Source organism: Paenibacillus alba, assembly GCF_013204855.1.
Lineage (GTDB): Bacteria > Bacillota > Bacilli > Paenibacillales > NBRC-103111 > Paenibacillus_E > Paenibacillus_E alba.
This window is the reverse complement of record NZ_JABMKZ010000005.1, coordinates 306,989-320,228: the sequence shown is the minus strand read 5'-3', so window position 1 is coordinate 320,228 and position 13,240 is coordinate 306,989. Positions and strand designations below refer to the sequence as shown.

At 41.3% G+C, this 13,240-nt stretch carries 5 protein-coding genes; 1 reads left to right on the top strand and 4 read right to left on the bottom strand.

The window, feature by feature from the left end; all coding sequences use genetic code 11:
* The first annotated feature begins 81 nt into the window (after window positions 1–81).
* Window positions 82–972: an AraC family transcriptional regulator gene (locus HQN90_RS10115; protein WP_246362195.1), complete on the top strand. Its 891-nt coding sequence runs from the start codon at window positions 82–84 to the stop codon at window positions 970–972.
* Window positions 973–1,010: 38 nt separating this feature from the next.
* Here HQN90_RS10115 and HQN90_RS39905 read toward each other — a convergent pair whose 3' ends face one another.
* The 4 genes from HQN90_RS39905 to HQN90_RS10095 all read right to left on the bottom strand — a co-directional run bounded on the left by HQN90_RS39905 (window position 1,011) and on the right by HQN90_RS10095 (window position 13,065).
* Window positions 1,011–1,142: an RICIN domain-containing protein gene (locus HQN90_RS39905; protein ID WP_173217793.1), complete on the bottom strand. Its 132-nt coding sequence runs from the start codon at window positions 1,140–1,142 to the stop codon at window positions 1,011–1,013.
* Window positions 1,143–1,486: 344 nt separating this feature from the next.
* Complete coding sequence (locus HQN90_RS10105; protein ID WP_173217791.1) at window positions 1,487–5,671, bottom strand: LamG-like jellyroll fold domain-containing protein; 4,185 nt, start codon at window positions 5,669–5,671, stop codon at window positions 1,487–1,489.
* Between the two features lie 747 nt (window positions 5,672–6,418).
* Window positions 6,419–8,764: an alpha-L-fucosidase gene (locus HQN90_RS10100; RefSeq protein ID WP_173217789.1), complete on the bottom strand. Its 2,346-nt coding sequence runs from the start codon at window positions 8,762–8,764 to the stop codon at window positions 6,419–6,421.
* 299 nt (window positions 8,765–9,063) lie between these two features.
* Window positions 9,064–13,065, bottom strand: coding sequence for a discoidin domain-containing protein (locus HQN90_RS10095; protein WP_173217787.1), 4,002 nt, complete (start codon window positions 13,063–13,065; stop codon window positions 9,064–9,066).
* Window positions 13,066–13,240 lie beyond the last annotated feature (175 nt).

Below are 13,240 nucleotides of genomic sequence, written 5' to 3'. Positions count from 1 at the left end.
CCTCGAGAGGATAGCGATCGCCAATTGACAAAATGCTTAATCTAATGGATTATATTCTTATTTATACTGGAGGTATGCAAATTGGACATAACGAGTAAGCCGGAAGGCTTTGAAGCTGAGAAATTGTTTATTGTTCCTGAGTATATGCAGGCGGAACTCTCCCGCTCAGAGCTGACGCGAGATTTATTCGTCAGTGATATTGGATTTTTCCCACATGCACGTCACCATTATCGAGAACGCAGCGAAGGCAGCAGCTCCTATATCTTCATCTTTTGCTCGGACGGGGAAGGCTGGATCGAAATCAATCCGAACAAATCCATCGTTTTAACCCAAAATCATCTTGCTGTCATTCCTGCCAGAACGCCGCATCGCTATGGCGCATCTGCCCATGCACCATGGAGTATTTACTGGTTTCATCTGCAGGGTGACCATGCAGATGCCTTTATACAGATGTATGGAATGGATACAGGACCCGTTCATCTCCCCATCGGTGCGATGTCCGAGTTCAAGGATGTTTTTGATAAATGCTTTGTCCTTCTATCCGACAAAACCTATTCGCTGCCTATCCATACGCACGTATCTCAGTCCATGCGCCAGCTGATCAGCAGTATCGGCATCAGTGCTGGAGGCACAGCTAAGGACAAAAAAAGGGAGCAATATCTAGAACTCGCCATCCGATACATGAATGATCGTTTGGAGGATTCTATGAAGCTCCCTGAATTGGCCAAGCACACCGGCTTGTCTAAACAGCATTTAATTTTGTTATTTAAGGAAGAAACAGGCTTCCCGCCAATTGACTATTTTTTGCGATTAAAAATTCAAAGGGCATCCCAAATGCTCAGTCTGACCGGTTTATCGATCAAGGAAATTGCCGCGAGATTAGGTATCTCTGACCCCTATTATTTCTCTAGATTGTTTAAGAAAATAACCGGTTCTTCACCTAGTGCTTATAGGAACGTTCCAAAGGGGTAATCACCATCCAGTACTCGGAATTATGGAAGCTGTCTCGCTTACGGTGCAACCACTGTCAATTTAAATAATTGATGATTGTTGATGTCGTTATAAGTCCATTGATCGATTTGCGAACCCGCCGCTGTATTGGACCCTGGCAACTCCAACGCCTTGCCGCTTTGTCGGTTCATGAAAATCCGTGAATTCGGTTAATATGATCCATTGTGTATCCAGAGAAATATCCTTGCAAACTTGATAATCTTGCAAGCCATTCATACCTGGCGTATCGATATCAATAATGGCCACATGCGGTTTATGCTCGCATACCATGCTGCGAAGTAGTTCCTCGCCATAGCAAGCCCTGCCAATGATTTGCCAGGAATTACAACGATACATCCGTATGCTTCGTTACTATTGTCAACCATATTAGTAAGCGCTTTCATTAAATAATAGCTATCCGTTAATAAAATAGGCTTCTCACAAAGTTCGATTTGAACTCGTGAGAAGCCTATTATTTTATTGACTCAAGTACAGTTTATTGTAGCCCTGAATACCTATTAAATCTTTCAACTACAAATTCATTTGAAACAGGTACATTATAAAAGGTTACCTCATCCATCAGTCCTTTGAACAGTCTGGTTGGTTCTCCACCCGCGGCATTTTTATAAGCTCCTACAAACATAGCATTGTAATTATCTGTTTGAACAATGCCTGGCTTACTTTCATTATCAACCAGTACACCATTCAAGTAGAGCTTAAATACGTTTGCTTCCCGAACTAGCGCAAAGTGATTCCATTTGTCAGATTTCACCTTGTGACTACCGCTTTCCAACACTAAAGTATTTTCTCCTGAGTCATCGCTTATTAAATATTTCAACTTGCCATCTACGTCAATATATAGATTCCAACGATACGTAGAGTAAGAATCTTGCTGCTGACCTATAATGGTTTGCTCCTTTGTAATATCATCCGGATTAAACCAACCATCAATGGAGAATGTCTCCCTTTTGTCAACAACACTTGCAATATCTACATAAGTTTGCGTGCCATCAAAGACTAGAGCTTTATCTTTAACGCCATTAAGTCTTGCCGGGAAATCCCCCGAAATTGTTCCGTTTGTTTCATCTGTGCGATGGATATTATCGATCGCAATCTTACCTGATTGTTCGTCAAAAGCAAAGTTTCTCAAATATCCATACTTAAACACTTTCTTACTATTGGCTGCTATCATATTCGCGTTAGCCGAAATATCCTTAATATTATTTACTACTATTTCATGCTCAATAAACGGTACAATCTTGTTTGATACTGTTAAAGCAACTGATTTTCCATCAATACTTAGCTTAGCGGCTGATATACTATTATTCTGAATAGTATAATTTGATATCATTTCCGCGGTACTTCTTAAAACTTTTTCATTGAAAACAACATCCAGCGTATAGTCTGAATTTGCCTTAACAGCTTCTATTTCTGGAGAAAAACTATCTTTTTCTGTTGATACAAATAGCGGTAAACTCTTTTTCCCATACACAGTGTTGTACACGGGTACAATTTCATATGAGTATTCACTGCCTTCAGCTACATTTGTGTCTAAAAATTTGGTTTCAAATACTTTGTCAACGTATACGCCATTTTTATATACATTGTAGTCTTTGACCTTAGTGCCATTAACACTTACCGCATCCCAAGAAATCGTAATTTGGTTTTCACCTCTAGAATCAACCTTTACATTTTTAGGAGCTTGAATCTCAACAGCCATATTTTGGGGCACTTGATTTGGATCGTATACGGTGTACCATGCATAGCTATTTGGCTCCATTACAACTTCAATCTCTATATCTCCATTTGAGTCAATCTTATATTCCTTACCATTGATATCACCTTGACTTACTACTGCTGTTCTATTAGTAGGTACTCCTTCTGTATAAATAATGTTAGGTTCTGCTGGATGGTAGTAATCCACAGGCGGATAAGCTCCATATTTAGGCATCACTTGAACGTGCGAACCTTTCACAGGTGCTGGCGGCATTTTTCTATCAGTCAGACCTGTATAATACAATGGGACTTTAACCTTCTTGGTTACCTTTTTCCCTGTTTGATTGTAAAGCACAACCATACCTTTTTGCTCCGATTGTGCACTCGTATGGATAATACCATCAATATCCTCTGTCAGTTGATTATTGCTTCCCTCTTTAAATCTAGGAGGTGCGATATGAACGACGTCTCCATTTAATATTTCTTTATATTTGTTGAAGAAACTTGCCCAATAGGACATTACATTTTTTGACGTATCACTATCATACAGTGATAGACCTCTAAATGATCCTGCAATACCGCTCATGAAGTTAAGTGCAATACTGTAGTCATAGTCTTTAATCTTTTTATCAGAAGGCATAAATATAGCATCATCGCCACCAGCATGATATTGAGAGAATGGTACAAGCGTCCATCCCATCGATGGTGTTTTCTGAAATGTTCCATTATATGCAACCATTCTACCATATATTAGTTGCTCTAATCTTGGCTGGCTAAAGGCAATTTCTTCATATCCCATTACTGCTTTACTTGCGCCGGTTAAGAAACCCCAATCAGGTTCATTGATATACATGTTTCTTGCCCTAAGATCTTGATTGAATTTCTTAATCGCCCTTTCCCACTGTTTTACAATTGAACCTGTTCGCTCTCCATTACTATCATTGGGATATACGCCATCAATTTCGATGGCCTTTAATCCAGTTTGATCAATAAACTTTAGGACATTAGCATACCATCTCTCAGCCGTTGGTGATGTCATATCTCTCATCGTACCCCAAGCACCTTGATATTGCTCGTTTTCCGGTTGATCTTTTCTTGGAGACATCACAACATAGGCGCCCATCATAATATCTTTTTGTTTTGCATAATCATAGATATCTTTATAATATTTGATATTTGTTTCACTAACATTCTCAATATTTACTCCTGAACCAAATGATGACAATATCATATCAAAACCTACAGCGGAAGCTTTATCAATCTCCTTTTTTATTACCTCTGCTTTATTTGAAATCAAGTGGAAAATAGTCGGGTTATCCCCTATTTGCGGAAATAAAATTCTGTACATCTTTTTAACTTCCATTGTCTTCCATTCGTAGTAATCAACACTATGGAATAACTCATACATTTTATACCCATTAAAAGTTTTTCCTTTAGCTAAGCTATACTTTGTTTGGAAGGCAGGATATTTAGATGTTCCATATTGACTGGTCATCAAAACAGATGTATCGTTCAAATTGGTATATTGAATCGTATTCTGCCTTCCGTTATTTCTTGAATGATTTTCATTCCCAGCATTAAACTCTGATTCTACATAGAGCATTTCTTTATTTTGCTTCAGCATCGGTAATGCTTCTACAGTTATTTGAGTGACTTCAACATCTTCTTCACCGTTATTTGTTACTGTTACTTTTTTACTTATAACAGGGATACCATCATATATTTCATATCTGACCTGGACAGACATGCCTTTGTATTTATTTTCAAAATTGGCATTGGCAACGTACTTAATGATGAGTGCCTTTCCCTTTGCCGGCCATGGCAAATCCTTCATACTAGGGTCTGATATTTTAGGATTATATGTCCAATCAAAAATCTTTTCGGTACTGTTTTCAACCATATGACTGTCATATTTAAAAGTGGAAGCTGTTTCACCTATCCCACCAATATTAAATTTCTTACCATCAAGAGTAACCCATGCATCAGCCTGCAATTTCTGTTGATCAAGCAGACTTATACCCGTAAACTTATTCAGATACTGACTTGTCATAAAGTTATTGTTTAATGAAAACACTCTTTCTACTAATCCATTTGTCATAACGACATTGTTACCTACTGCTTTAATTTCTGAAGGAATGGTTACAGGATTTATTACCCAGTAACCCATATCACTGCTTTGCGGTTTGCCTGCAAGAGCTGCTATTTGTTTATCTGATAGTGCAACGTTATAAACCTTTACTTCATCTAATAGCCCTTTTAAAAAATGATCAGCAAACGGAGCCGTTGCCGTTTTATTCCAGCCTGTCCCAATTAACAAATCGGTGGTCGTCCATGTTTTATCAAAACTACTTACGGCTGCCCTCTTGACCTCTACACCATCAATATACATAATTTGGTAATCTTTATTCGCAGTTACTGCTACATGTCTCCATACTCCTGTTGCAATGGTATCTGTTGCATCAGCTTTTAGCAAGGTTGCTATGCCGCTTTCCAACATACCTCCAGGTTTTCTGATATATAATGCGATTTCACTATCCGCCTGAACCGTTGTTCTAGCCCTGGATACTATTTTTGAAAGACCGTTTGGATTTGTATCCATTTTTACCCATGCGGCTATAGTGGCTTCGTTTGTTACTTGATATTCTTTGCCCATGTTTATATAGTTCGTTGTTCCATCCAACCTTAAAGCTTTCCCGAATTTTTCAGGTCCACTCTCTAGGGCTGTTGTAGTACCTTTTACATCAAAAGACTTATTGTCCGCCTTATTAATAACCTTTCCATTCGTCAGTGATTCCATATCCAAATCAATGATAGGTGCAGGATTGGTTACCTGTGCATTACTATTATTGAAATTCGTATTGTTAGGTAATACTTCCGCCATTGCACTGACAGGTACAGAAGCTATCATAATAACTACTAATAACACTGAAAAAAACTTTTTAAAACTTTTCATTTTCAATTTCAATTTAATTCCTCCTTTTTCTTTAATTAGTGTAGGCGTCTAGCCCCAGCAAACCTCTTCTCCGGCATCAAATATTCGCTCACTCCTCCCTGTCACATACATTAAGCACGACACAACATTACTTTGACGTTATTTCAAAGGCATTCAACAGTCATTCATGTCGCAATTTTATTGTAAGCGATTGCAAGTCCAGTGTATTTGCACAAATTCACCTTTCTTGTGTGGATTTTTTTTCCTACTCACTACTAAGTGATTGCCGGCCCCTTTCCTGGGACCACACAAAAATGTTCAACTCTCGTTTAATAAAACTCCCATGGTTATTCACCGCAACCCCGGATTGTCGAAGATTGATCTGACCAAGCAAATACTTCAGATGCTGCGCGAGTCTGTCGCCTGCCTCCAGCCTGATTACTGAGAAGATGAATAATCATGATGGAGAAGAAATTGGCAAGTACATTTACATCGCCTTCCCCCTTTCGAAACTGAACATGACAAAAGTCACATTTTACGCAAATATAACACGCTTTCATTTTTAATAGAGAAATGAATACCATTCTACCTATTTAACCATCTGGTAGTGTGAAAGCAATCAGCTCCTTTACTCTCAGTAAATTCACTTCGTACTGCCGTCTCTATCAATCAACTTTACGAATTCGTAAGATCGTACTTTGAAAGTCCCCTTTAAGATCAACCGTAATTAATCCTATTTTCATTAACGTCTTTCCGCTAAGTGGACCCTTCTTTACCGTATCAGGGCTGGGTGATGGTTAAGTTATCAAAAGTAGCATAGGCAAGGGCTGTCGTTGTTGCATGAGAGCAAACATACATACCTACGTAAATCGTATTGTTCATGGCTACAGTCTCCTGCCTCACCTGTGTGAAATTGATACCATCGGTCGATTTATAGGTTGTAAATGTATGGCCAGACCTCGTGATCTTCGCATAGACAGGCAAGGCATTATTTGTAGACTCAACGGCACGCCCTGTGCTTGCTCCTGTTGTAAGCCTTGCTAAGGACTTAAAGTAGTTGTTGGCTGGCGTCCAATATGCGTTGATCATTTTCGAGTTGCTATCCAGGCTGTTTCTTGCCATTATTCCGAACTGTGCAGTATTACTGCTGTAGCTTGGATTTGTGATCCTTGTCTGTATACTAAAGTCGCCGGATAGCTCTTTGTAGACAAAGTGGGCATTATCGGAAGTGCCATAAACATCTGCTCCAGATCCGTATACGGTATTCGTGTCAGAATTCGACTTGTAGCTGCCCGGCACAGTTACGGTACCTAAATCTGTTTGATTCCAACCGGACATGCCGAATACATCCATCTGGGCAATCTTCAATACACCATCGTTGTTGTAATTGTTCAGCACTTTGAATTTCACATACCGCTTTTGGGTTTGAAGCGTATTGAACAGGATTTGCTGAACACCTCTCTGGTTCATTAACGTGCCTGTTTTGACAGGTGTCCCCCAGTTCAACCCGTCATTGCTCACATAGACCTCATAATCCTTTAATCTTGTCGGCGGTGGTGCTCCTTCTTGTCCAGTAGTGACAGGCCGATCCTCCGTCTGCTGTATTCTCAAACCGCTAATATCTGCTTTCTGATTAAGTTTTAGCGTTATGCTCTGCGGTAGTGCAGCACCGGAGGCCGCCGAGTAATAGGTCGTGTAGTCGTCATCCACCGCACTCGCTACAGGATGACTTGGATCCTCAGAGGAAGCAGTCGCCGTAATGCTCGCTCTTGGTAGGATATTCAGCGGATTGGTTGCGGTCAGCTTAATAATCGTATCGATGCTATCCCAGGCTGGCACCGAGATCGTCACATAACCTCCATTTTGTGAAAAAGTAAGCGGCTGACCTGTTTTCAGCAAAACCGCCTTTGAGACGGTGTAGCCGACGTCCGGTATGACGATCTGGTTACCGCTTGTTGGAGAAGTGAGTACATGGATATAATGCGTGTTGCCCCCAGGTACAAGTGTGGTTACCCCAAACGATCCAAGGTTCCAATTCCCCGGCTGAAACCCTCCTTTATGGAATCCTCCTCCTGCTGTGCCGAATATGGATTCTCCTGCCCAGTTAAGGAACGCATTGATTTGGGTATTGACGTTAGTCAATGATACTGACATTTCACCGCCGATTTTGGGCCCTTCGCCAATATCTACATTGAAGTTCGAACCTGCAGCTACGGCTATATATCGTATCGTTTGAGGTATGTCTACAAATGTATTCTCATCGCCATGGTACCACCAACCGCCCCCAATTTTAAAATTTTCTGCAGTCGCCCTAGAAGGAACTGCCTGGAAACCACTCGGAATATTGTAACTAGGTGTATACGAGGAGGCCCTGTTCTCCAAGGAGTCTGCATCGGCTATTTGCAAATCACGCGCTCTTCCATTCCCGATGGTTACGAGGTTGTCGTTCCTGGATCGGATATGCTCGATAAGTCCGAGATCGTCCCAATATTGATTCCAGCCATCAAACCAGAGACCATCGATATTGGGGTAGTTGGTAAGAAGCTCGTCTACAATGTCATACGAATATTGCGCCCAGCCCTTTTTAGTATTCATATCAATCGACTGGTCATTTTTGTAGTTGCGATAGCCTGCATTGTCCATCCATTCATACCCGAATCGATCATGCCACTTCGGGTCAGGGGTTATATACACAATAACTTTGATTCCCTTCGCATGGGCTGCAGCGACTAACTCTCCCAGATAATCTCGCTGTGTCACCATTGTCCCTGGGATGGCAGATCTCCAAGGTTTGATGTATCCCATAACACTGTGAAAGGAGCAGAGAGTGATATATTTCGCTTTTATTCGTAGCGCCTCGTCTACCCACTTATTTGCATTCCAGCCGCCTGCAGTTGCTGCCGCTTCGAAATCCGTAATATTGTAATAGGCTGCAATATCATCGTTCGTTTGGCCCGTGGTCATGCCCCAATGTATCATAAGACCTACTTTGGCTGATGTGTACCATTGCTCAACACGCTGCTCCGGGGTCTGGGCTTTGATATCCTTTGCCGCCAAAAGTGAAGCAAACATCGTCAGTACTAGCATGCAGGCAATTATTACTGCATGATTTTTCCTTATTACCATCAATTCATTCCTCCTTCAGATTGTGAGATTCGTTCATTTTGGAGTGTGCATAACATTTGTGCGCTTTCCGCTATCACTTTACGAATTGACCTCATCGTTCACTCCCTCTCCTAGTCAGCTAAATTAATAATCGCTCTTTCCATAAATTGTAAGCACAATTATAGTATAGACGCTTCCATTTTATTTGTATTTGCACATAACCCCCTTTTATCTGTGGATATTTTTGCAGTCTTCTAGAAAAAATTGCCGCTATCTCGCCATGAAGGCTGGACAGCGGCAATCATATTTGTATGAATTAACTAGTGTGCAGTTGCTTCTGTGACAGTATACACACCATTAACAGCTGTGCTGAAGGTATAGGTTACCTCATTGGTATGTCTCGTTTTACCTTTGGTTACAGCGACTTGGTTACCATTTTTGTCTGTCACAACAATGCCATTTGCCCACGGAGATACCAAGGTCACAGGGTTGCCCGCGTCACTGATAATTTCGGTCGACAATACTTTTCCATTTTTTAGCTCGCTGGATACGCGGAATGCGTTTTTCGCGCGCAAAGTGACGAATTTGGCATCATAATTTTTGCTCCACGAAGGGAAAAGGCGCATTTCGTACGTTCCGCCAGATAAGTTGTTCAACTCGTTCTGCAACAGCATGCTGTTCACACTTTCAAGCGCGCCTGTATTCTCATAAGAGGCTGTAGTGTCATAGAACATTTTGCTATTGTGCATCGTTTTTAGCGTAAGACGAAAGCGTTCCATTAATTTATCGGGATCAATGCCCAACCTAGCGGCGATGGTAAATGTTTTCGGGAAACCATTTAATGCGCCGCCATCTGTATGTGGAGTCATAGGATCAAGATACTCGAAGGTGTTTTTGGCAATTTGGATAAGTGCAGGGTCCGAACCCATGCTCACAAATTCACCCGGATGAACGACGCCTTCCAACAATGTAGGTTGGTTAGTACTGGAAATATACTGTGCCCACGGTAAATCAAACTGCTCAATTTGCTTTCGATTTACGCTCGTTACTCCGGATACAATGACCTCCTTATTGTTATCAAAGCCCAAGGAGGCTAACGCGCTCTTCGTAGTTGGATTGTTCTTGCTTGTCGGAATAGGAGCCAGATTGTTAAGAACATGCTGGGAACGGGCAACTAGATCTGCATCTACATTTAAATGCTGAGCCATTTCAATATAATCCCTAAGGGTTGATCGGAAATATCCCATGTCGATTGCAGCATTTTCGTCTACTCCTGCTTCGTGCTCTGAACTATGTTTTATCCAGTATTTACCATCACTCTCTAATACGACAAAGTCACAATAGAATCTTGCCACCTCTTTGATCCAAGGATAAACAAACCTTTTCAGATTCTCTTTATTTCTTGTGTATTGCCAATCCCATATAAAAGGTCTGGTGAATAAAGCAATATTTGACTTCTGGTCAGATGACAATCCAGGATTCTTCGTGACCGCAGGCGCTTGAGGAGCCATAACCCCGTAGAATGCCCTTAATGGTGTAACACCTCGATCGATTTGTACGCCCTGATATCCGTTCTTCGCTGTTTCATTTTGCCAATAGCTCAAAGCATTAACGGCATCTGCGTAATAGGGCTGGGACATATCCATTCTGTTGCTGGAATACAAACCATAGAATGGTGCTTCATAGTTATAGTTCAGAATGGCATTGCCCGTAGCCGCTGTATTATCATTTGTATGGAATATGCCGTTTAAGCCGCCTACCACATTCGGCTGCTCTGCCCATTCGGGTGTTTGACGAATGGCGCAACCCAGAATATAGAGCATATTGTAATAGAAGTCCTCCATGACCGGGTCGCTAAAATTTACATAAGATTTCAGCCAATAATTTTTCCACCAGTTCTGGTGATGGGTATAAGAAGTTTGAATCGATGCTTCCGTCATCGCATTTAATCGCTGTACAGCGATATTTTTCACGGTCGTCATATCTTTTGTAACAAGGATAGAACCTTCGCCTGCTTTGGATTTCAATCCGCTGTGCGTATACAATACAGTAGCGATTTTAGCCGTCTCACCAGGATTCAGTGTCAATACAATCATGTTCGCTCCCATGACATAGTTGCCCTTGATCACCTTGGTTGCCGTTGCTCCCCGGAAAATAAACCCGGTTTCGCCATTTCTGGTCAACCAAACCACATTGCCGTCTATTCCGGTTGTGTTGGTGATTCCGTCTATCACTGGGGCATTCAATTGTATATTTACTTTCTGAGGCCCAGCAGCGCTGCTATCCAATGTAACATTCGTAAACATGGCGTTCTGGTCGTCTGCCACCCATGTCTGGTAGCTGACCAAGTTGCTGTTATACTTCATTTTGCTGCGGATTTCTGCATTCAAAATATCGCGTTCGTGCAGGAAACTTCCGTCAGTTGTCGTGGGAGGATTGATCACATTCACACCATTATTATACAAATTAATATCCGTAATCCGTGCTGAGGTCATATCTTTAGGAAAATGCAGCGTTTCATACTGAGGGTCTACAGGTTTGGTTGTGGTTACTCTTAAATAGGAGCTGGTGATCGGATTATCAAAATTAAACGTGTTGGATGAATTCGTATTGCCCGTTACACTTTTTATGGTTGTCCAACTATTACCATCATTTGAAGTTTGGATATTGTAATTGTAGAGATTATACTTCGCTTCGTCTGGAAAACGTACACTATGGTGCTTGATTTCGATCTTGTTGAATGTGAATGGCTGTTTTCCTTTCAGACTGACCCACTTTTCCAGATCACGCGGTTTATTCTCTTGAGAAACTTTCTGCGAAGTAGATATCCACTCTGTGTTCTCATTCGAATCAAATGCATTTACGTCTTCACCATTAAAAATGTTTTCCCGGTCAGCTTCTATATTAGACGTATATAAAAACTTGCTTGCCGCATTAGGCACTGGAACAATGGGATCTCCATTTGTAAGCTTCAATTGCGCATTGACAAGCGCTTGCTGCTGATCTTTTGCTGGATTTTTCCAGGCATCGCCACTAGTAAGGAAATAGCTTTGCTCATTTCTTCTGGCATCAGAAACAACGCCAAAGGTGCCGTTGCCCATCAGCATACCCGATTCCATATACTTGTCTCTAAGGTAAAAATCACTAACTTCAGTTTGTTGTTTGGCCGTAAGTCCTGACAAAAGATCCCTCAATTCCGTCCAGTTGGTTTTTGTAGAAGCTTGAAGGATGCTCATCGTCGTTTCATTGCTCTCAGCAGGCAGGGCACCATCATTTCCGCCAAATACAGCTTTAACCATATAGGTCCCAACTTCTGTTGGAGCTTGGGTTTTCCACTCGGCACCCGGTGTAAGCGCTTTATATTTGTAGGAATAAGGTATCTTGATCGGATACGATACGGCCCCCTTCATAGCAATTGGGCTTCCTGTATAGTTGAAGGATTGACTCTCTAGAGAGAGGGTAATGGCTGCTTTGACTATCGTTAGAAGAGCAACATTACTCTCAGCCGCACTATATGTATTATTCGCTTCAAATACAGCCTTCATATCGTACTTACCTATTTGGGTTGGAGCCGTTTCCGTGAAATTTTCTGTAACTCCATACCTTTTGTACTTATACTTAAAAGGGATTTGAGTTACCCCTCCGGTGTATGCAATTGGAGAAATTGCGCCATCCACATACCAATTGACCGGATCGCCTGTATAACCAACCGTCCTATTACTCATAGTAATTACTGGAGCCCGTTGATATAATGTGCTTACAGCATCGTTACTACTAAACAGCTCAATTTCAGCCAGACGGGCACGCTTATTAGCTTGAGACTGGTTATAGTTTTGCTCCGAATCGATATATTCTATTTTAAAATAACGAGCCGTAACGGGAGCCGAAAGTGTACGCTGAGTGACATCATAGATGTTATTATCCACCTGATCCACCTGAGTCCAGTTGACATCATCGGTGCTTATACTTACTTTGAAGCTCGTTGGGTCATACTTTTTATCTCCAAATACCCCGTAGTGATGAAGCACATATTTCGATATCGTTTTCTGGGAAGGAAGCTTAATCTTCAACCAATCCGGCCCCGATTTCTTATTCGCTATCCAGCTATAGCTTTCTCCCGATACGTTACCATCTATCGTTTTACTGGCATCCGCTCCATTGCTCGACGACGTTGCATCAACACCCGGTAATTTGGTCAAAGATTGCTCATTGGGCGATGCAAATACGACATTTGTTTGAAAAGATAGCAATAAGCTTGTTACTAACAAACTGACAACCATATTCTTACAAGCCTTCTTCACCATTCGATTTGATTTATACATTCTTTATCCTTCTCCTTTTTTAAGGTAATCCCAACTATCCACACCAAGTGTTCAGTGAGATCATTTATTTTCTCATGTTCTAATCACCTCCTTCATACAATTCACTGTTGAAATAGTTACCGCCGCGACAACCTATAAGCGCATATACTCTTCTCGTAAAAGCAGCCACCTAAGT

Coding starts and splice junctions, on each gene's coding strand:
- HQN90_RS10100 (WP_173217789.1), bottom strand. CDS start 8,764: ATGGTAATAAGGAAAAATCATGCAGTAATAATTGCCTGCATGCTAGTA.
- HQN90_RS39905 (WP_173217793.1), bottom strand. CDS start 1,142: ATGAACCGACAAAGCGGCAAGGCGTTGGAGTTGCCAGGGTCCAATACA.
- HQN90_RS10095 (WP_173217787.1), bottom strand. CDS start 13,065: ATGTATAAATCAAATCGAATGGTGAAGAAGGCTTGTAAGAATATGGTT.